At 49.5% G+C, this 21589-nt stretch carries 20 protein-coding genes, 1 riboswitch and 2 other annotated features; of the genes, 7 read left to right on the forward strand and 13 right to left on the reverse strand.

Annotation, left to right across the window (positions count from 1 at the left end):
• Positions 1-19: 19 nt before the first annotated feature.
• The gene (tenA, locus tag ACHWTJ_RS11655) at positions 20-715 is read right to left on the reverse strand and encodes a thiaminase II (protein WP_055966824.1); all 696 of its coding nucleotides are present in this window, start codon (positions 713-715) and stop codon (positions 20-22) included.
• Between the two features lie 73 nt (positions 716-788).
• A riboswitch (TPP riboswitch) is annotated at positions 789-895 on the reverse strand.
• 193 nt (positions 896-1088) lie between these two features.
• Between tenA and ACHWTJ_RS11660 the strand changes: the two genes are divergently transcribed.
• From ACHWTJ_RS11660 to ACHWTJ_RS11690, 7 genes are all read left to right on the forward strand, one after another.
• A complete protein-coding gene (locus tag ACHWTJ_RS11660) occupies positions 1089-1970 on the forward strand; it encodes a DUF1002 domain-containing protein (RefSeq protein ID WP_023467610.1) in 882 nt (293 codons plus the stop codon).
• 276 nt (positions 1971-2246) lie between these two features.
• Positions 2247-4103 carry a ribosomal protection-like ABC-F family protein gene (gene abc-f / locus ACHWTJ_RS11665; protein ID WP_394679759.1) on the forward strand — a complete coding sequence of 619 codons (1857 nt, stop codon included), beginning with the start codon at positions 2247-2249 and terminating at the stop codon, positions 4101-4103.
• 67 nt (positions 4104-4170) lie between these two features.
• Complete coding sequence (locus ACHWTJ_RS11670; RefSeq protein ID WP_294742726.1) at positions 4171-5064, forward strand: diacylglycerol kinase family protein; 894 nt, start codon at positions 4171-4173, stop codon at positions 5062-5064.
• Between the two features lie 245 nt (positions 5065-5309).
• A complete protein-coding gene (locus ACHWTJ_RS11675) occupies positions 5310-6026 on the forward strand; it encodes a M23 family metallopeptidase (protein ID WP_294742729.1) in 717 nt (238 codons plus the stop codon).
• Positions 6027-6142: 116 nt separating this feature from the next.
• Positions 6143-8116, forward strand: coding sequence for a penicillin-binding transpeptidase domain-containing protein (locus ACHWTJ_RS11680; protein ID WP_394679760.1), 1974 nt, complete (start codon positions 6143-6145; stop codon positions 8114-8116).
• Positions 8117-8132: 16 nt separating this feature from the next.
• Positions 8133-8306: a hypothetical protein gene (locus ACHWTJ_RS11685; RefSeq protein ID WP_394679761.1), complete on the forward strand. Its 174-nt coding sequence runs from the start codon at positions 8133-8135 to the stop codon at positions 8304-8306.
• A gap of 27 nt (positions 8307-8333) precedes the next feature.
• Positions 8334-8603 carry a GNAT family N-acetyltransferase gene (locus tag ACHWTJ_RS11690; protein ID WP_394679762.1) on the forward strand — a complete coding sequence of 90 codons (270 nt, stop codon included), beginning with the start codon at positions 8334-8336 and terminating at the stop codon, positions 8601-8603.
• Between the two features lie 245 nt (positions 8604-8848).
• Here ACHWTJ_RS11690 and trpA read toward each other — a convergent pair whose 3' ends face one another.
• From trpA to buk, 12 genes are all read right to left on the reverse strand, one after another.
• Complete coding sequence (gene trpA, locus ACHWTJ_RS11695) at positions 8849-9631, reverse strand: tryptophan synthase subunit alpha (protein WP_047390833.1); 783 nt, start codon at positions 9629-9631, stop codon at positions 8849-8851.
• Positions 9631-10827, reverse strand: a complete 1197-nt coding sequence (gene trpB, locus ACHWTJ_RS11700; protein WP_023467602.1) for a tryptophan synthase subunit beta — start codon at positions 10825-10827, stop codon at positions 9631-9633. The genes trpA and trpB overlap by 1 nt, the downstream gene beginning before the upstream one ends.
• The gene (locus tag ACHWTJ_RS11705; RefSeq protein WP_394679763.1) at positions 10824-11393 is read right to left on the reverse strand and encodes a phosphoribosylanthranilate isomerase; all 570 of its coding nucleotides are present in this window, start codon (positions 11391-11393) and stop codon (positions 10824-10826) included. The genes trpB and ACHWTJ_RS11705 overlap by 4 nt, the downstream gene beginning before the upstream one ends.
• Positions 11390-12157 carry an indole-3-glycerol phosphate synthase TrpC gene (gene trpC / locus ACHWTJ_RS11710; RefSeq protein WP_394679764.1) on the reverse strand — a complete coding sequence of 256 codons (768 nt, stop codon included), beginning with the start codon at positions 12155-12157 and terminating at the stop codon, positions 11390-11392. The genes ACHWTJ_RS11705 and trpC overlap by 4 nt, the downstream gene beginning before the upstream one ends.
• Positions 12154-13170, reverse strand: a complete 1017-nt coding sequence (trpD, locus tag ACHWTJ_RS11715) for an anthranilate phosphoribosyltransferase (protein WP_394679765.1) — start codon at positions 13168-13170, stop codon at positions 12154-12156. The genes trpC and trpD overlap by 4 nt, the downstream gene beginning before the upstream one ends.
• Positions 13171-13176: 6 nt before the next feature.
• Positions 13177-13743: an anthranilate synthase component II gene (locus ACHWTJ_RS11720; RefSeq protein ID WP_394679766.1), complete on the reverse strand. Its 567-nt coding sequence runs from the start codon at positions 13741-13743 to the stop codon at positions 13177-13179.
• The gene (trpE, locus tag ACHWTJ_RS11725; RefSeq protein ID WP_394679767.1) at positions 13740-15134 is read right to left on the reverse strand and encodes an anthranilate synthase component I; all 1395 of its coding nucleotides are present in this window, start codon (positions 15132-15134) and stop codon (positions 13740-13742) included. The genes ACHWTJ_RS11720 and trpE overlap by 4 nt, the downstream gene beginning before the upstream one ends.
• A gap of 51 nt (positions 15135-15185) precedes the next feature.
• Positions 15186-15437 (reverse strand) — a binding site (T-box leader).
• Positions 15438-15485: 48 nt separating this feature from the next.
• Positions 15486-15737: a binding site (T-box leader), on the reverse strand.
• A gap of 56 nt (positions 15738-15793) precedes the next feature.
• Complete coding sequence (locus ACHWTJ_RS11730; protein WP_394679768.1) at positions 15794-17062, reverse strand: dihydrolipoamide acetyltransferase family protein; 1269 nt, start codon at positions 17060-17062, stop codon at positions 15794-15796.
• Between the two features lie 14 nt (positions 17063-17076).
• On the reverse strand, positions 17077-18060 hold the full coding sequence (locus ACHWTJ_RS11735) for an alpha-ketoacid dehydrogenase subunit beta (protein WP_023467596.1): 984 nt from the start codon (positions 18058-18060) through the stop codon (positions 17077-17079).
• The gene (locus ACHWTJ_RS11740) at positions 18057-19070 is read right to left on the reverse strand and encodes a thiamine pyrophosphate-dependent dehydrogenase E1 component subunit alpha (RefSeq protein ID WP_394679769.1); all 1014 of its coding nucleotides are present in this window, start codon (positions 19068-19070) and stop codon (positions 18057-18059) included. The genes ACHWTJ_RS11735 and ACHWTJ_RS11740 overlap by 4 nt, the downstream gene beginning before the upstream one ends.
• 13 nt (positions 19071-19083) lie before the next feature.
• On the reverse strand, positions 19084-20505 hold the full coding sequence (gene lpdA, locus ACHWTJ_RS11745) for a dihydrolipoyl dehydrogenase (protein ID WP_294747562.1): 1422 nt from the start codon (positions 20503-20505) through the stop codon (positions 19084-19086).
• Positions 20475-21578, reverse strand: a complete 1104-nt coding sequence (buk, locus tag ACHWTJ_RS11750) for a butyrate kinase (protein ID WP_294747565.1) — start codon at positions 21576-21578, stop codon at positions 20475-20477. The genes lpdA and buk overlap by 31 nt, the downstream gene beginning before the upstream one ends.
• Positions 21579-21589 lie beyond the last annotated feature (11 nt).

Raw genomic sequence — 21589 nt, forward strand, 5'->3', positions numbered from 1 at the left:
AATTCTACCATCTAGCGATTCAAGAAGATACCGCTCGTGCTGGAATCGTTTCGTAAACTGACGCAAACGTCTCTTCCGTCCACCCCATATGCCAGAAGAGTAACTCATAGTAACAACTTGTCACGAAATGACGTTTCATCCGCTCGCGTTCCGTCGGGCTCGCTTGCTCCGCCAGCGCATCAAGCCGTGCAATCTGTTCAAAGACGACCTTTTCAAACCATTCCGAGCTGTACGTGTCGATCCATTGCTGATAGATTTTTTCTTCCGGAGTACACGTCAGTAATTGCTGTCCGACTTCATAATACAACCAGTAACATGGCAAGATGGCAGCAATCGTCTCACCGAGCGTTCCTTCACTCGCATGATGCATGTGGGAGACATACGCATATGCTGTCGGTGCCGGTTCAAATGCTTCAAGATCTGCTTCCGTAATACCGAGCGGCTCAAAAAATGATTGATGTAAGCTCAACTCTGCCTCGTAAGTCGAAGTCGCATGCTCGGCAAGTGTCGCGATCGTCGCGAAGTCGTCTGCTTTTGACGCTGCCTTCGCTTGAATCTTCGCAAAGTGTTTTAAGTAATAGGCATCCTGCATGACGTAATGCCGAAATTTCGAGAGTGGTAACGTCCCCTCTCCGATTCCTTGAACGAATGGGTGCGTAAAACTACTGTCCCAATACGCTTGTGCCGCTTGTTTGATTTCTTGTGTGAATGTCATGATCTCATCCTCCTCGTTTAGTATGAAACGAAAAAACACCACCCCGAAACACACGGGCATGGCGCAAGAAGAACAAGACTTGACGCCACTTCCCTCCGTAAGTACGAACTTAATCAGGTTCAAAGGGTCCGAACGTCTTCGTTCGTCTCAGTCAGCCTACTGACTCCCCTAGTGGTCATTATTCGATTCCCATCCACTATAGCATGCTGAAAACGGAAGTCAAGTTGTCCTCTTTTCGCTATACTATGGAGTGTCAGAAGACGGATACCGTCTCCATCTGCAGACCGATTCCGAACAGACATCGTTCCCGTACACTAAATTTAGTACCTGATACTATAATTCATTCTGTTACTTACAATTGGAGGATTTCATTATGCATACACCAACAAAAATCATGGCGTCAGCCGTTATCGCTTCTGCTCTATTACTTCCGACAGCCGCATCTGCCGAACAAGTCGTTGATAAGACGATCGTCACACTCGGTGAGTCGCTCGGCGCAAAGGATAAAGCATGGGTGCTTTCCCGTCTCAATGCACCGGAAGGCATCACGCCAATCATCGCAACCTCTGCTGACGAAGAAAAATATCTCGGGAAAAACATCCCACAGTCGCAAAAAGGGGGCAACATGTATTCGTCGGCTAAAATCGAACTGACGGAAAAAGGAGATGGGCTCTCCGTCTCGACGGAGAACATCACGTGGGTGACGAAGGATATGTATCTCAACGCTCTCGTCACAGCGGGTGTCAAAGATGCCGACATCACGATTACTTCCCCTTACAAGGTGACCGGGACTTCAGCTCTGACAGGAATCATGAAAGCGTACGATCAGACTTCTGCTGAAACCGGGATTAAGTTAAGTGACGAACGCAAGGATCTAGCACAGCAAGAATTATCAGTCACATCAGACGTCGGGAAAACGGTCGGCACGGATAAGGTCGCTGACTTGATGAATGAGATCAAGGCTGAGATCGCCAATCAAAAACCGGAAACCAAAGTCGAGATCGAAAACCTGATCGTCCAAGTCATTCAAAATAACAATATCCAGTTGTCTGACGCACAAATGGACCGGTTGACGAATCTATTCAATCAAATGGAGCAAGCGAACATCAACTGGGGACAAATCGAAAGTGGACTCAAAAATGCGGGACAAGATATCCATGCCTTCGCAACTTCAGAAGAAACGAAAGGGTTTTTTGCTAAACTATTCGATGGACTTAGTGACTTCTTCAGTTCAATCGCGGGTGTGTTCAAATAATTCAGACTTCCGTAACTGACAAAAAAATAGTAAACTAAATGTATCTGAAACGAAAGGTGGTGTGAAAAGATGGACTTTGCCGCGTGCAAACACTGGTTGATGGAACAATTGTATCTGTTGCGCGCGATTTTTCATGGAATGGCGTTCTAAGGCACTCGTCTGCCCTTTTTTAGAACTTCATGATTGAAAAATACAGCAAAGCGCATCTTTCACACGTGATGGAGAGTGCTATTTGCGCTCTCCTTTTTTTGATGCGCGCGAAAGGATCAATTGATTATGATGATTTGCGACATTCAACACCTAACCAAACAATTCGGAGGCGAAACGATCTTAACGGATGTTTCCCTCTTCTTAAACGAACACGACCGTGTCGGTCTGATTGGACGAAACGGGAGTGGCAAGACGACATTACTCCGCTTGCTTGCTCGCCTTGAGCAACCGGACGGTGGTGTCATCTATCAAAAGAGCGGTTTGACGATCGGCTATTTGGAACAACTTCCTGTATATAGTGAGACGATGACCGGACTCGACGTCCTTTGGACAGCGTTTGAAGACATCCTCGCGATCCGTTCTCGGATGCAACAGTTGGAGCAAATGATGGCGACAGCACCAGAGAATCTTGATGCGTTACTCGCACGATATGCAGAAGCGACGAATGCGTTCGAACAAAAGGATGGCTATCTACTCGACTCGAAGATCGAGCGCATGGTGAACGGGTTACACCTTCGTCCGTTACTCACTCGTCCTTTCCACCAGTTGAGCGGTGGTGAACAGACGAAGATTTGTCTCGGTCGCATGTTACTCATGGAGCCAAATCTGCTCATTCTTGACGAACCGACGAACCATCTCGATTTTGCTGCCGTGGAATGGCTGGAGCAGTTCTTACGGGACTACACAGGAACCATCCTGCTCGTCTCTCACGACCGGGTCTTCTTAGACGCCGTCGTCACCTCGATCGTTGAACTCGAGGACGGTGAACTGACAACCTATATAGGGAATTACAGCGCGTTCGTCGTCGAACGAGAACGTCGCTTGATGGAACAGTTCCACGCCTACCAAGAGCAACAGAAAAAAATAAAGAAAATGAAGGAAGCGATTCGTCGACTCCGGCAATGGGCAAACGAAGCATCTCCACCGAGTGAGAAATTATTCCGTAAAGCAAAATCGATGGAACGGGCACTCGAGCGGATCGAACGGATTAAACGACCACAACTCGAAGCCAAAACCGCTGACGTCTCCTTCTCTTCTACTGATCACTCGAGCCAAGTCGTCTTTCGTGCTGAAGAACTCTCGTACGCTTACGGAACCCGTCATATTTTTGATACCGTCTCGTTCGAAATCATGGCACAGGATCGGATCGCGATCGTCGGAACGAACGGGAGCGGAAAATCGACGTTGCTCTCACTGCTGCTTGACGAATTATCACCAGACGCAGGCACACTCACGCGTGGACCATCGAATCGGATCGGTTACCTGTCCCAGCATGCCCATTTCGAAGAGGACGCGCGGTTAATCGACTGGTTTAGAGACCGGATTGCCGTTCCGGAAGCGGAAGCCCGCCATATCCTTGCACGGTTTCTGTTCTTTGGACCAACTGTCTTCCGGTCTATTTTTTCACTGAGCGGAGGCGAACGTGTGCGATTGCAGCTCGCCGTCCTCGTTCATTCGTCGATTAACGTCTTGATTCTCGATGAGCCGACGAATCATTTAGATATTGAATCAAGAGAGACACTGGAAGAAGCACTCGAGAATTTTTCTGGTACATTGATCGCTGTCTCACACGACCGCTATTTCTTGAATCGTCTTTTCTCGAGAATCATTTGGCTTGACCACCAAATTACTTCGTATGCTGGAAGCTATGCTTACGCAGTGGAGAAACGACAAGACGTTCGTGCCACACCACCTCAAATAAATCATGAGAAGAAATCGAGTATTTCAAAGCGTTCGAATACGCCTGCGAAAGAACAGTCCATCGAACAACAAATTGAAGAGCTAGAATTTCAAGTCATGCACCTTGATGCCATTCTCTCTCATGTATCCGAGGAAGAAGAATGGATGACGGTCGAGATGAAAAAAGAAGCATTGTTACAAAAAATTGAAGGTTTGTATGAGCGCTTAATTCTAGAAACTTGAACTAACATGATTAGTCCTCCTTTGACTTGGGAAAATAGGAACAGATACGTCAAAGGAGGAATTCATCTTGTCTCAAGCCATGTTGATTATCAACCCGTCTTCTGGAAAAGAACTCGGAAAAAAACACGCGACGCTCGCTGAAGAGACGCTTGCTACTCGTTTTGAAACCGTCGACGTCCGGTTCACGGAAAAAGAACTCGATGCGACGGAATTCGCACGTCATGCCGCTCAGTCTAATTACGACGCTGTCATCGCCATGGGTGGTGATGGAACAGTTAATGAAGTCATCACCGGGATCGCAGAGCAACCGCATCGCCCGACACTCGGGATCGTGCCGCTCGGAACGGTCAATGACTTATCACGCGCTTTACACATCCCGACGGATCCCGAAGAAGCGATCCAGATTCTAGCTGATGCCCCTGCCCGACCGCTCGATATCGGTAAATATGATGACCACTACTTCATGAACGTCATTGCGGTTGGTCTGATTGCGGAAGCCGTTGAAGAAGTGAGCGTTGAACAGAAAACGTCACTTGGATCGGTCGCTTATTTCATTGAAGGTTTGAAAGCTTTTAAGGATCATAGTCCTTATCCAATCGAAATCAACTCTGCCGAAAAACAATTTGATGGAGAAGCTCACTTGTTAATCATCGCCTTGACGAATTCCGTCGGAGGATTCGAATCGTTTGCGGAAGATGCGAAGGTCGATGATGGGTTGTTGCACGGTTTCATCATTACGAAGCTCGGATTCTTCGATGCACTTCAAGCATTACCTAAACTCATCACGGGAGGCTTATCAAAGGCTGATCAAATCGAACACTTCACGACGACCCGTGTCGAGATTCGTTCAAAAGAAGAGTTACCAATCAATGCCGATGGAGACACAGCCGGTCATGTTCCCGTGACGGTTGAGGTACTGCCTCAACATCTCACTGTATATTCACCATCCTCCACTGACTAACGTTATATGATCAAAAAAAGGAACCGACGCTTTGTCGGTTTCTTTTTTTACTTAAAAATCCATTACAATATATGTTAATAATGCGTAATTTTGAAATACATTTGAAATATTTCTGTGTTATTGACGATGCTATAATCATCTCAGGCGAAAAAACATCCCCTAAAATAAATAAATATACATAAAATCTTACAATTTTGTAATGATCCGTTCTGTCGCTTCAGATTTTTAAGGAGGAAATACACTCAATGAAACGTTTACTTACAACAATGACAATGACAGCTTTGGTAGTTTCAGGTTTTGCAACAACGAGTGCTTCAAAAGTTGAAGCTGCAACGACATATAAGGTAAAGGTCACAGCCGACGGACTTCGTGTCCGGACAGGTCCATCAACGGCTTATAAAATCGTCGGTAGCGTCAATACAGGACAGACATTCAATTATCTTGGTGTTTCTGGTTCATGGACAAAAATTTCATACGGCGGTGCATCACGCTATGTTTCTTCTACATATGTAAAAAAATACAGTACGACGACTTCATCAAAAGCAACGACTGGTTTCTCGCGTCCAGCTAGCGGTCCGATCACACAAGGATACGGTGCGGCGAGTGGTGTTTATGGTTACACGTTCCACAATGGCATCGATATCGGTGCTCCGACGGGCACACCAATCTATGCTTCAGCTGCTGGAAAGGTCATCACATCTCGTTACTATGGTGCATACGGTAATCATGTCATGATGACACATACGGTCAACGGTATCCAGTACACGACGGTCTACGCACATATGAACAGCCGAGCTGTTTCTGTTGGACAAACGATTGCTAAAGGAACAAAAATTGGTACAGTCGGGGCGACAGGAAATGCATTCGGTGCCCACTTACATTTTGAAATGCACCGTGGTTCTTACATCTATAGTGGTACATCGGCTGCAAACAGCGTCAATCCACTCAATTATTTCAACTAAGCTTCATTCACCGGACTTCTCCTCACGAGAAGTCCGGTTTTTTGTTTCAGATGAAATCTCCTGATAGGAGTGGTACGGTATATTCAAGGCTCTCATCCATATAGGAGGCGAATCACATGAAAAGAACTATTCCCCTGATGCTATCGGCATCTTTCGGCGTGACGCTGCTTGCCGGTTGTCAAGATCAGCCTACACCTGAAGAACGGCTTGATGCCTACATCAAACTTTGGGAAAAACAAGATTACGATAAAATGTATACGTACGCGAGTGCAGCTACTAAAAAAGAATACGGTAAAAAAGAATTCATCAAGCGGACGAAACAGTTGTCGAAATCGCTTAATATCCAAAAGTTATCCGTCGAACGAAAGAAAGCGAAAGAAGCAACGGATGACGAAAAAGCGTCCCTTCCTGTTCGAATTTCTTTTGATACGGTTGCAGGAGCCGTTGCTTATGATAAACAAGTCCCGCTGACATTCGAAAAACAAGGGGAAACGGAAAACTGGTTCATCGACTGGGACTCTTCTTTCATCCTAAAAGACTTTAAAAAAGAAGATAAGGTTCAGTTAGAAACCGTTGAAGGCAAACGTGGTGATTTACTCGACGCGAACAATAAACCGCTCGCGACCTCTGGAAAAGGATATGCTGTCGGTGCAACTGCAGGACAACTTAAAGATGTCGCACAAGTTGCCGAGTTGCTCGACCGTCCTACCTCATCGGTCGAAGATTCCTTAAAAGCAAGTTGGGTCAAGGACGGACAATTCGTTCCGCTTAAAACACTAGTCGATGAAACGACGGTATCGAAATTGCGTGACATTCCTGGAATCAGCGTCAAAGAGACGGAAGTCCGGACATATCCACTCGGTAAGGCCGCTTCACACTTGATCGGTTATATCGGTTCGGCGACAGCAGACGAGATTAAAGAATCAAAAAATAAAATCCAAGCTGGCGAACAAGTCGGGAAACGGGGTCTTGAACAAGTCCTTGATGATCGGTTACGCGGTAAAGCCGGTGCGAAGATCGCACTTCAGAAGAAAGACGGATCAAGCGTTACCGTCGCTGAAACGAAACCGACGGATGGTGAGGATATCCCGTTGACGATTGATGCTACGCTCCAAAAAAAGACATATGACACGATGAAAGAAGATCCAGGAACGGCATCGGCAATCGATCCGCGGACCGGTGAGACGCGTGTCTTACTCAGCTCCCCGGGCTTTGATCCTTCTGAATTCATGTCGGGCATCTCACAAGCACGACTTGATGAACTGACGCAGGACCCAGATCAACCGTTGTTGAACCGATTCACGAGTGCCTTCGCACCTGGTTCGACACAAAAACCATTGACGGCCGCGGTTGGCTTAAAGAGTGGAACACTCGACCCAGAAAAAGCCTATACAATCAATGGACTGAAAAATAAGATCGATGGTTTTAACGTCACGCGGATTCATGAGACACCAGCTCCCGTTAATCTGCACAATGCGCTCGTGTATTCAGATAACATCTATTTCGCCCTTTCCACACTCGAACAAGTCGGAACGAAAGCGTTCACGTCTGGTCTTAAAGCACTTGGATACGGAGAAAAACTACCGTTTGCGTATCCGTTACGCGCTTCCCAAATCTCAAACGACGGGACGATTGCTTCAGATGGACAGCTGATGGATACGTCCTACGGACAAGGACAGATGCTGACGAACATCCTCCATCTAGCGTCGATGTATGAAATTTTCTTGACCGATGGAACAATCTATCGTCCGACTCTTTTACAAGAGGAAAAAACGAAGCAAGTCTTCAAAAAAGATCTACTAGATGCGAAAGACGCGAAGATGATTCGCGATGATCTCTATGACGTCGTTCATAACGGCTATACACTCCCGGCTGACATCAAGGAAGTCGATGTTGCCGGTAAGACCGGTACGGCAGAATTGAAAAAAGCAGGTGAAACCGATGGAAAAGAGAATGGCTTCTTTGTCGGTTACGATAACGACAAAAAAGATCTTCTTGTTGCCATCATGATCGAATCGGTCGAAAAAGAAGATCGCGGCAGTCCGTATGTATCGGGACTCGTCGCCGAAGTACTCAAACAAAATCGGTGATTGGAGTGATTGTTTGATGATCCGCACTAGCCGTACTTCAGACCTCTCTGCCCTGCTTTCCTTGACGGCAGAGACGTTCGAGCATCATAAGCGGTTATCACCACATTTTCATCCAGATGTTTTGACGCCTTACACACTGGAGTCCTTAGGACAAATGCTCGATTCAGAACAACACCTCTGTCTGACGTAGCTCGACGGAGACGACATCACCGGTTACTTGTTTGGTAAATGGACGGCACCAGCACCTGACCGGTTCAAGCCCGTTCGGATCCTGAACGTCACCGACGTTGGTGTCACCTTTTCCCATCGTTCATCGGGAATTGGTCGCCAGTTGATGCAGGCGGCGGAAGAATTCGCACTCGAGCGAGGTATTGATGCTGTTCGCTTAAACGTTTGGGCGGTCAATAACCGTGCCGCCATGTTTTATGAGGAACTTGGATTCGAACCGCTGTATACGAACTTGCAGAAGTCGCTCATTCAACAGTGACAGCTATACGAAAAAGGGACTGACTCAAAAGTCAATCTCCATAAAACAAGGGTGGCAGAATGATGATCTGCCACCCTTTTCTCGTAAAAAATGACGCGTCATACGCCACTCCTACAGGAAAAGCACATTTATGCGCTTCAGAGACAAACTAGACCGGTTTTCCTGCTTGAATGAAGCAGGAAAACGGGCTTGTGTCTCGTCTGAGGAAAGGACGTAAAAAGACGCGTCATTCTTTTTACTTTTTATTAATGCGACGGCGTCGCCGCAAGACGTGCTGCCATCAACTGTTGAATCGTTTCTCGATCGTTCTGATGGAGTAGGTCGACGATCTTACTGCCAACGATGACACCCGAGACCGGGCGGCTCAATTGTTTGACATGTTCCGGTGTACTGATTCCGAACCCGGCAAGGACTGGTACTGGACTATTTGCTGCGACGTTCGCTAAGTGGTCTTCAAGCGCCGTATCAAACGTCGTCTGTCCGCCTGTCGTTCCGTTGACCGTGACCGCATAAAGGAATCCTTCGCTTTTATCGGCAATCTTTTGGATTCGCTCCATCGGACTCGTCAAGGAGACGAGCTGGACGAGCGCGATGTCTGACTTGTCTTCTTGTTCAAAGAACTGTTCGCTCTGCTCAAGCGGTAGATCAGGAATGATCAGTCCGTCGACTCCGACTTCACGACATGTCGCTAGAAATGCTGTTAATCCGTATCGGAAAATCGGATTCAAGTACGTCATCAAAACGACCGGAACATCGACAGTCTGACGAGCAACGCGAACTGCCTCGAGGACATCCTTCAGTCCAACGTTCGCTTCTAGCGCCCGGAGTCCCGCTTCTTGAATAACCGGACCATCAGCGACGGGATCCGAAAATGGAACGCCGACTTCAATCGCTGTCGCTCCGGATTCAGCGAGAAACGACAGGATCTCCGGGAGTTGATCGATTCCTCCATCTCCCCCCATGACGTACGGAATAAATGCTTTCTCTCCTTTGCTCGTAACGGTACGAATGGCTGTTTCTAATCGCATCATGCTTCCCCCTTTAGTGCGTTTCTGACAGTAACAACGTCTTTGTCGCCACGTCCTGATAAGCAGATGACGAGAATCTCTTCCTTGTCCATCTCTGCAGCGAGTTGAGTCGCGTAGGCAATCGCGTGTGCCGACTCAAGTGCCGGAATGATTCCCTCCTTACGGCTCAACAACTGAAGTGCTTCCAGTGCTTGTTCATCGGTCACGGCTTCATACTGAACACGACCGATATCTTTTAGCAAACTATGCTCCGGACCGACACCCGGATAATCGAGTCCAGCTGAGATCGAGTGCGCTTCCTGTACTTGACCATGTGCATCCTGTAAGAGATACATCATCGAGCCGTGCAAGACACCGACCTCTCCTTTTGTCATCGTCGCTGCGTGTTTTTCTGTGTCGATTCCGCTGCCCGCTGCTTCGATTCCGTATAATTTTACATCTGTATCATCGATGAACGGATGGAACATCCCGATCGCGTTACTGCCGCCGCCGACACAAGCGACGATCGCCTCTGGCAGACGCCCCTCTTTTTCAATGATTTGACGTCGTGTCTCCTTTCCGATGACCGCTTGGAAATCACGCACGAGTTGTGGGAATGGGTGTGGTCCGAGAACAGAACCCATCAAGTAATGCGTGTCTTCGACATGTTTGACCCAGTAACGGAGTGCTTCATTGACGGCATCTTTGAGTGTCCGACTGCCTTGTGTGACCGGGATGACGGTTGCTCCAAGTAACTCCATCCGGAAGACGTTCAACTCTTGACGACGGACGTCCTCTTCGCCCATGAAGATGACACACTCGAGATCGAGCAAGGCACAGACCGTCGCTGTCGCGACACCGTGTTGTCCTGCCCCTGTCTCAGCAACGATTTTTCGTTTCCCCATCCGTTCAGCCAGTAACGCTTGACCAATCGTATTGTTGATTTTATGGGCACCGGTATGGTTCAAGTCTTCTCGTTTCAAGTAGATCTTTGCGCCACCAATCGTTTGCGTCAAATGTTCGGCAAAATAAAGTGGTGTTTCACGTCCGACGTATTCTTTCAGCAATTCGTCCATTCGCGCTTGAAATGCTGGATCTTCTTTTACGGTTGCGTAAGCTTCTTCAAGTTCGATCACTGCATGCATCAATGTTTCCGGGATGTAGCGCCCTCCGTATTTACCGTATTGTCCGAGTGTATCCGGTTGTGCGTAGCTCATGCTTCTCTCTCCTTTACGGCATCTGCGAATGCCTGCATTTTGATGGGATCTTTCCGTCCATCCGTCTCGATGCCACTTGAGACATCAACGGCGAACGGGTGATATCGTTTGATTGCTTCTCCTACGTTTTCTGCTGTCAAGCCACCGGCAATGAATAGTGGACGATCGGCTTGAATGTCTCGTGACCAGTCGAATGTCTCGCCACTTCCAGCAACCGGTGCGTCGACGAGCAAATACTCCGTCTGTTGCTCTACTTCTGCGATGTCCGTCACGGGAATCGCTTGAATGATCGGAACCGGTAGCTTGCCGTCCGGGATCGTCCCATGAATTTGGACGAGATCTAGCTCGACTTGCTCGACGGCGTCGGTCACCTGCTGATAAGTAGGGGAGACGAAAACGCCGACGACCTGGACCGTACTTGGAATGTCGAGTCTAAGACGCGCTGCCTCTTCTAGAGTGACCTGTCGTTTGCTTTTAGCAAAGACGAAGCCGATGTAGTCCGCTAAGCGAACTGCCGCTTCGACATGTTCTCTTTCCCGGAGACCACAGAACTTAATCCGTGTCATACGCGAACGCCACTCACTTCTCGGATGAAGACTTGTGGATCGTCTGCCCGCATCAATGTCTCACCGACGAGGATCCCGTCGGCACCGGCAGCATGTAACAACTGTGCTTCCTCGACCGTCTTGATGCCACTCTCACTGATGTACCGGACGTCTGGTTGTTTCTGTTCGAGTAATCCGACCGATGTCTGTAAATCAACTTCGAACTTTTTCAAGTTCCGGTTGTTAATGCCGATGATTTGCGCACCGATCGCCTCTGCCCGGCGTAATTCCTCTTCGTCATGGACTTCGACTAAGACCTCAAGCCCTTCCGCATAAGCATATGCATATAAGTCAGCAAGTGTCTCCTGCTCGAGAGCAGCGACGATTAAGAGAATCAACCGTGCTCCATGTGCTTTAGCGCGGTCGATCTGAATCCGGTCGATGATGAAATCCTTACAGAGGACGGGGATGTCGACTGCTGCAGCGACTGCCGCTAAATCGTCCATCGATCCTTTGAAGTACGTCTCGTCCGTCAAGACAGAGATGACGGTCGCCCCACTCGCTTCATATTGTTTTGCCTGAGTGACGACATCGACGTCGAGTGCGATGGCCCCTTTCGATGGCGACGCTCGTTTGATTTCCGCGATGACGGATAAATCCGCTCCCGCTAGTCGTTGCTTAATCGACGGCTTCAATGCCTCTCGATCAATTCGTTCGACCCCGTTTAATTTTAATTGCAGGACTTCTACTCGTTTCGTTTCGATGATGCGATCTAAGATATTCATCCGATTGCTTCCTCCCGTGTCATTTGTCGTAATTGGTTCAATCGTTCCATCGCTCGTCCTGAATCGATGCTATCTGCTGCTAAGGCAATTCCTTCTTGAATCGTCTTCGCTCGATTTGCTGCAAAGAGGGCAATTCCGGCATTGAGTAGGACCGTGTCGCGATAAGCACCATGCTCACCACCTAGGACTTGCAGTAAAATCGTCGCATTTTCTTGTGCACTACCTCCACGGATCGCTTCAAGCGGTGCGGTCTTTAGTCCGACTTCCTCCGGGTGAAGACTGAAGCGGATCAGCTCACCTTCGTCGAGTAAGACGAGTTGGTTCGTTCCGGCAAGGGATGCTTCATCCATTCCATTCGCACCATGCAAGACGATTGCCCGCTTCCGACCGAGTCGATGTAAAGTCAACGCCATCGTCTCGAGCATATCCTCCCGGTAAATTCCTAATAGTTGTGTCTTGAGTGGGACCGGATTCGTCAACGGACCGATCAAGTTAAAGATCGTTGGAATCCGCAGATCGCGTCGGACCTTCATGATTTGCTTGACGCGCGGATGCATCCGTTGCGCAAACAAGAAGGCGATTCCGTTCGACTCGAGCTGTTCTGCTAAACGTTCTGGTGTCGCATCAAGTGAAACCCCGAGTGCTTCGAGCACATCAGCGCTGCCTGTTTTACTCGAGACACTCCGATTTCCGTGCTTTGCGACTTTCATGCCGGCACCGGCTAGGACGAAGGCGGCTGTCGTACTGATGTTGAACGACTGTGAGCCGTCGCCTCCCGTGCCGCAGTTATCCATGAAATCGCCGGTGATCGGAATGTCGAGGGCGACCTCGCGCATGATTGAAGCGAGACCGGCTAGTTCTTCTGCAGTCTCCCCTTTTGCTTTCAATGCGACGAGAAAAGCAGCAATTTCGCTATCGGTCACGTCTTCTGCAAACAGTTCGCGTGCTGCCTGTTGCATCTCTTCATATCGTAAATGTTTTGCTTCTGCTAATTTCAATAACGTCTCTTTCATCGTTCGTCACTCCTTTGTCAATTCAATGAATCGTTTAATCATCTGCTGTCCTTGTGGTGTTCCGACGGATTCAGGATGGAACTGGATTCCGAAAGTCGGATGCGTTCGGTGCTCGAGTGCCATGATCGTCCGGTCATCCGTTTCTGCTGTGATGACGAGCTCCGTCGGTAAGTCGTTTCGAGCGACGATTAGCGAATGATAGCGCATGACCTCTAACGTTCCTGTCATTTCGTCGAAGAGTTGTCCCGATTGTCGGATCATCGATGTCTTCCCATGCATGATGACCGGCGCTTCGACGACATGTCCTCCGAATGCTTCGCCGATTGCCTGGTGTCCGAGACAGACACCGAGAATCGGTATTTGACCCGAGAATTGTCGAATCAGATCGATACAGATGCCAGCGTCAGCCGGGCGACCGGGACCGGGCGAGAGGATGATGCCGTCTGGTTTCATCTCGCGTAGTTCTTCGATGCTGACCGCATCGTTTCGAATGACGTGAACGTCCGTATAAACGGATGCGTATTGGTATAGGTTATAGGTAAAAGAATCATAATTATCAATTAGGACGATCATTTCCAAACCTCCAGTAGTGATTTCGCTTTGTGTAACGTCTCCTGGTACTCGAGGCGTGGAATCGAATCGTAGACGACACCAGCCCCTGCTTGAACAGAAGCGACACCATCCTTGATCACCATCGTCCGGATAGCGAGGGCAAAATCCATATTCCCCCGAACATCGAAATAGCCGACCGCCCCGGCATATACTTCTCGTTTCACCTGTTCGTACTGGTCAATCAACTGCATCGCTCGAATTTTCGGAGCTCCCGTGACCGTCCCAGCCGGTAGACAAGAGACGAGTGCGTCTGCGCCGGTCTTTCCGTCTGCTAACGTTCCTTCAACGACAGAAACGAGGTGCATGACGTTCTTGAAGCGCTCGATTTGCATGAATCGCGTCACCTCGACGGTACCGATTTGACAAATCCGACCGAGGTCGTTGCGTCCGAGATCGACAAGCATCCGGTGCTCGGCCCGTTCCTTCTCATCGTGAAGCAACTCCTCTGCCAGTCGTTCGTCCTCCTCTTTCGTCTTCCCCCGGCGGCGCGTGCCGGCAATCGGATTCGTCGTCACGCGATTCCCTTTGACTTGGACCAAACTTTCCGGGGAGGCCCCGAGTACGATTGCTTCGCCTAAGTCGATATAGAAGAGATAAGGGCTTGGATTGTCCTTGCGGAGCTTCCGGTAAAACTGGAACGGGTCACCTGAGAACGTCGCATCGAGGCGTTGTGAGAGCACGAGCTGGAAGACGTCGCCTTGGCGGATATGTCTCTTTGCTTGTTCGACGAGTCCTTCAAACGTCTCTTGATCCATCAACGGTTCATAGACGACATCCCGGAGAGGACGCTCGATGTCCGTTCGCTCCCGCGGTTGCTCAAGTTGTGCTTTTCGTTCTGCTAGACGTTGACGTAATTCATCACGATCGGTGATGCCACCGAGTGATGTCTGAATCAAATGAACACGATGTTCGAGATGATCGAACAGGATGATTTGGTCGTATACGGCGAGTAGCGCGTCCGGTAATCGTCGCGTTCGCTCTGGAACCGCTCCGAGTGTTTCATAGGCACGCATCATGTCGTAACCGACATATCCGATCCCACCCGCTAAAAACGGAAGGTCCTCTTCTACGCTACTCCGGAGGATCATCTGTTGCATCAGCCGTACTGGATCACCTGTTTCCTGCGTCAATTGACCTGTCGTCAATTGTTCCCGTGTCACGGTTCGTCCTTCTGCCCGAATCATCTCCACCGGATCGACACCGATGATCGAATACCGTCCTTGATCCGTATGCGCGGAACTTTCAAGCAAACATTTCTGTGTTCCGCTCAGTTGTTGAAAAATCATGATCGGCGTCATCTCGTCGCCGTTTAGTTCAAGTTGTTCGATGATAAGTGTGTCTGTCTGAACCATCCCTTTTCGCCTCCTGGAATATAAAAAAATCCTCCACACAGCGTATGCTGTATGGAGGACGATGATCTCGCGGTGCCACCTCTCGATTGGAACGGTTCGACCGCTCCCACTCTGTCTGATGCGTCTAAAAAGAAGAGACATCATAGCCTACGATAACGGGGGCATCCGTCGCGACCTACTTCTTCGTTCAGCCACGCTCTCATGAGACCATTCACGAAACCTCGCCGTACGGAAGTCGCACCATTCTTCCGCTCTCTGAAACGCCGATGTTGTCTCGCTACTTAACTCACTCTACGATTTGTTCGATTCGATTGTATACGAAAAGGGTCTTCTCGCCCACTCATGTAGAACATGAAGGACGGGAAGACCCGCGGTACCACCTTCGTTGACGATGCTGACACCGTCCCCTTTGAAACGAACCGGACCGTTGTCCTGATTCGTCGACCCCGATAACGGGAGGAACCCGTCAGAGCCTACTACCCATTGAAGGGATTCGGTCTGAAGCTCAGAAGGCCATTCGCTTGTTGCCCGATACTGATTCGCACCACCCATCAGCTCTCTTGAATCGTTTCACAAGTTACTTCTCTTCGTCTTTGCTATCGTGTGTTGAATTGATTCTTATATTACGATGCTTCTTCTTCCCTGTCAACTGGAAAAACTCAGTATAAGGAAAGTTGGTTTGGATCAATCGATTCGAGCGCTTGTTTGACAGTTTGTAGGAACTGTCCGGCTACGAGTCCATCGAGCACCCGGTGGTCGATCGACATACAGAGGTTGACCATGTCGCGTGCTGCGAACATGCCGTTCACCCAAACTGGACGTTTGACGATTGATTCAACGGATAGAATCGCCGCTTGCGGGAAGTTAAGAATCGGTGCTGATTGGATCGAACCGAATGATCCCGTATTGTTAACCGTAAACGTCCCACCTTGCATCTCTGCAGATGACAACGTGCCGGCTTGTGCGCGTTTCCCGAAGTCATCGATCGCGCGTGCGATCCCCTTGATGCTTAATTCATCCGCATTCTTGACGACCGGTACGAACAGAGCGTCCTGCGTTGCGACAGCAAGTGATAGGTTGATCGCTTTCTTTTGAATGATCTTATCTCCCGCCCATGTCGAGTTCATGATTGGATGTTTCTTCAATCCTTCGACTGTCGCCTTCATGAAGAACGGTAAGAACGTCAATTTGACCCCTTCTTGTTTGAAGAACGCATCTTTATGACGATTACGTGCTTCGACCAAGTTCGTGACATCAACTTCGATCATCAACCAAGCATGTGGCGCTTCGTGTTTCGCGCGAACCATGTTCGAAGCGATCGCTTGACGCACACCGGCAGTTGGAATCTCGATGTCGCCCGTTTCCGTCGGTTGTGGTGCACTGACCGGACGTTTTGGTGCGGGTGGTGCTTCTGTCGGAGGCGCTACCGGAGCCGCTTTCACTTCTGGTTTTAGTTCAGTAGTTTGTGTTGTCGGGACTGATCCAGACTCGATCAGTTTCAAGAGATCTTTTCGGGTAATCCGGCCACCTGCTCCTGTACCCGTCACTTGTTCAAGATCAATACCGTGTTCCCCCGACAGCTTCAAGACAGCTGGTGAATAGCGTTTTTTCATCGATGTATCAGCATTCTTCGTCTCTTCGACAGCTGGCACTTCTTGTTCGGTCGCCGCGACTTCCGTCGATCCGCCGTTGACTTGCATCGTGACGATTGCGTCACCGACTTGCAACGTATCACCTTCTTCTGCAAGTAGTTTTTCAATCACACCATCAAATGAAGATGGGACTTCTGCCGTTACCTTATCGGTAATGACTTCTGCAATCGGATCATATTTTTTGACAGTATCGCCCGGTTTGACAAGCCACATCGAAATCGTTCCTTCAGTAACACTTTCCCCGAGTTGTGGCATCGTAAGTGTTTCAGTCTTCATCGGTCAGTTCCCCCTTAGTATGCGTGTAACGTCCGGATTTTATCTTCAATTTTCTCACTTGAGATGTTGAAGAACTTCTCCATCGTCGGAGCGTATGGCATCGCTGGGACGTCTGGACCACAGAGTCGTTCGATTGGTGCATCGAGATCGAACAATGCTTCTTCTGCAATGATCGCCGACACTTCACTCATGACGCTACCTTCTTTATTGTCTTCCGTGACGAGCAAGACTTTCCCCGTCTTTTTCGCTGCTTCGACGACTGCTTCGCGGTCGATTGGATAGACGGTCCGCAAGTCAAGGATGTGGACATCGATTCCGTCTTTTTCAAGGCGTGTTGCTGCCTCAAGTGCCATGTGGACACATAGTCCGTAAGTGATGATCGTCACGTCCTCGCCCTCACGCTTGACGTCTGCTTTACCGATTTCGACCGTATAGTCGCCTTCAGGAACATCTCCTTTTAACAGACGATAGCCCCGCTTGTGCTCGAAGAACAAGACCGGATCATTCGAACGAATCGCTGCCTTTAGCAATCCTTTTGCGTCGTATGGATTCGATGGGATGACGATTTTTAGACCAGGCGTCGAGTTGAACATCGCCTCGACCGACTGAGAATGATAAAGTGCCCCGTGAATACCGCCACCGAACGGTGCACGGATGACGATCGGACACGTCCAATCATTGTTCGAACGGTACCGAATCTTCGCTGCTTCACTGACGATTTGGTTGACTGCTGGCATGATGAAGTCAGCGAATTGCATTTCAGCAATCGGACGCATGCCGTACATCGCAGCTCCGATTCCGACACCGGCAATCGCACTCTCAGCGAGCGGTGCATCGATGACACGTTCTTCTCCGAATTGTTCGAGCAATCCTTGGGTCGCCCGGAAGACACCACCACGGACACCAACGTCTTCGCCGAGGATGAAGACGGACTCGTCGCGTTCCATTTCTTCTTTGATTGCACTATTGATCGCTTCGATTAAACTTAACGTCGTCATTTCGTTTCCTCCTCGTCGTACACGTAACGTAATGCATTTTCTGGTACATCGTAAGCCGCTGCTTCCGCATAAGCCGTTGCTTCATCGACTTCTTTCTCCATCGCTTGTTCGATTTCAGTCGCTGACTCTTCCGTCAGGACGCCCATTTCGATCAGACGTGCCCGGAAGAGTTTGATGCCGTCACGTGCTTTTAAGGCATCGAGTTCTTCAGCAGAACGGTATGATTTATCGTCATCATCGGATGAATGTGGCACGAGGCGTTCGACTTCAACTTCAATCAAGGTCGGACCTTCTCCCCGTAATCCGCGCTCGCGTGCTTCCTTGACGACCTTATAGACAGCGAGTGGATCGATGCCGTCCACCGTATAACCAGGCATTCCGTAGCCGATCGCACGATCAGCGACGTGTTTCGCTGACAGCTGTTTTGAGAGAGGTGTCGAGATCGCGTATTTATTGTTTTCACAGAACAAGATGACCGGGAGCTTATGAATTCCGGCGAAGTTCGCCCCTTCATGGAAGTCTCCTTGGTTTGAAGAGCCCTCTCCGAACGAGACGTAAGCAACGAGTGGTTCCTTACGCATCTTCGCAGCAAGTGCGATCCCGACAGCATGTGGGACTTGTGTCGTAACCGGACTTGAACCCGTGACGATATTCAAGGCACGTGAACCGTAGTGTCCTGGCATTTGACGACCACCTGAGTTCGGATCTTCTGCCTTTGCGAATGCCGACAGCATGATATCGCGTGACGTTTGACCGAAGTGCAAGACGACACCTAAATCACGGTAATACGGCAAAATGTAGTCCGTTCCTTTTTCAAGGGCGAACGCCGCACCGACTTGAGCCGCTTCTTGTCCTTGACATGAGACGAGGAAGGGAATTTTACCCGCTCGGTTCAACTTCCACATCCGTTCGTCGATCTTCCGCGCACGGACCATCGTTTCGAACATCTGAATCGCGTCCTGTTCCGTTAATCCGAGTTCTACTAATTCTTTGAATTCTATTTTTTCCATCCGTAATTCCTCCTTAGGCGTGAACCGCAAGTCCGTCGACGGCAAGTGCTGCTTCTCCGAATGCTTCTGACAAGGCCGGGTGCGGATGCACGAGCTGTCCGACTTCCCATGCCGTTGCATTGAGTACGAGCGCTAATCCACCTTCACTGATCAGTTCCGTTGCTTTTGGTCCGACGATGTGAACACCGACGAGATCATCTGTCTTCGCATCGGAGACGAGCTTGATGAATCCTGCTGCCTCTCCTTCGATCCGCGCTTTCCCTAATCCGTTGAACGAGAAGCTTCCGATCTTGACGTCCATTCCGGCACGTTTCGCTTCGTCTTCCGTCAAACCGACCGATGCCGCTTCCGGTACGCTGTAGATACAACGTGGTACGAACGCGTATTCAAGTGGTGTCGTCGTTCCGTTTACGATCGCCTCGACCGCTTTGACACCTTCTGCTGACGCAACGTGCGCTAGTTGTAAGCGACCGATCACATCCCCGATCGCATAGATATGTTGATCCTTCGTCCGGAAATGGTTATCTACTTGGATGAAGCCATTTTCGACGACGATATTCGTGTTTTCAATCCCGATGCCTTCGACGTTCGCCATTCGACCGATGGCGACAAGCAATTTATCCGCTTCAAGCGTCGTTTGTTCTCCGTTACGGTCGATCGCGATCGAGACACCGTCTTCTGACATCCGGAACGTGTCACTTTGTGCAGCTGCGCCGGTATGAATCTTGACGCCCCGCTTTTTCAATTGACGAGCGACTTCACGACTGACTGCCGCATCTTCCGTCGGTAAAATCCGGTCGCTGAATTCGACGACCGTTACTGCGACGTCAAAATCCGTCAACATCGATGCCCATTCGACACCGATGACGCCGCCACCGATGATGACGATCGACTTTGGCAAATCTGCCATATCGAGTGCATCATCCGAGCTGAGGACATACTCTGAATCAAAAGCAAGTCCGTTCAATGGACGTGGACGCGACCCTGTCGCGACGATCAATTGACGCGGAAGGATCAATTCGCCTTCGCCTTCTTCCGGCTCGACGCTGATTGTTCCCGGCATCGGTGAAAAGATACTTGGTCCAAGAATCGAACCCCGACCATGAAAGACTTCAATCTTTCCTTTTTTCATCAGGTGCTGAATGCCTGCTTCTAGTCCATCCACGATTTCTTGTTTACGTTGTTTGACCTGTTCGAATCGTAAAAACGATTCCGGTACGTCCACGCCATATGTAGCAGCGTGTTTGACCGTCTGATAGACTGCTGCTGATTTCAAAAAGGCTTTAGATGGGATGCAGCCACGATGTAAGCATGTCCCGCCTAATTTTCCTTGTTCCACGATTGCTACCGACTTCCCGGCTTGTGCCGCACGAATCGCGGCGACATATCCACCGGGTCCGCCACCTAGGACAACGACGTCGAATTCTCTAGCCATGTTGGTTCGCCTCCATATTCCTTAACTTCTTCTTCCCCACGTAAGACACGCAACACTCCTTCTGCGAGCGCCTGCAACTCATCTTCACCAGGACTACGTACGACTTGACCGAGGTGGGCGATACGCTCTTCGATCGCATGCGTCAATCGATCACTATAGGCAAGTCCGCCTGTTAGAATGATCGCGTCGATCTGACCGAACAAGACGGCGCTTTGACCAGCAATCTCTTTTGCGATCCGGTATGCCATCGCGTCATATAACAACGCCGCTTTTTCGTCGCCTTCTTCAATCCGGCGCTCGATCTCGATCGCGTCAAACGTTCCCAAGTGCGCGACAAGTCCGCCTGACCCAACGACCAGACGCTTCATCTCTTCAAGTTTATACTTGGTACTATAACATAGTTCTACTAGTTGACCAACAGGTAGCGATCCGCTGCGTTCTGGCGAAAACGGTCCTTCTCCATCGAGTCCGTTGTTGACGTCGATGACACGCCCCTCTTGGTGCACGCCTACCGTAATCCCGCCGCCCATGTGAGCGATGATCAGGCGCAATTCCTCATATGGACGTCCGATTTCCTTCGCATACCGTTTCGCGACAGCTTTTTGATTTAATGCATGAAAAATACTCTTTCGTTCAAGTTCAGGTAAGCCTGTAATCCGCGCGATCGGCTCAAGTTCGTCAACGACGACCGGATCAACGATAAATGATGGTATGTCGAGTGTCCGAGCAATCTCATCCGCGAGGAGTCCACCGAGGTTCGAGGCATGGACGCCAAAAATACCGCTGAGTAAGTCTTCTCGCATTTCCCGATTGACGGCGTACGTACCGCTGACGAGCGGCCGGAGTAGTCCTCCGCGTCCTACGACTGCAGTAAGCGCTTTCAAATCAATCTGCTCTTCAGCTAATACTTCGAGTAACACATGACGACGCATCTCCAGCTGTGCTGGAAGCGGTCCTCCGACCGCCTCCGCTGGATGGCGTAACGTCTTTGTGAACACCTGGTTCGCTCCTTCAAAGATACCGATCTTCGTCGACGTCGAACCGGGATTGATCGTTAAAATACGTTCGCTCATGGATATCCTCC

It is taken from the genome of uncultured Exiguobacterium sp. (assembly GCF_964277885.1).
Lineage (GTDB): Bacteria > Bacillota > Bacilli > Exiguobacteriales > Exiguobacteriaceae > Exiguobacterium_A.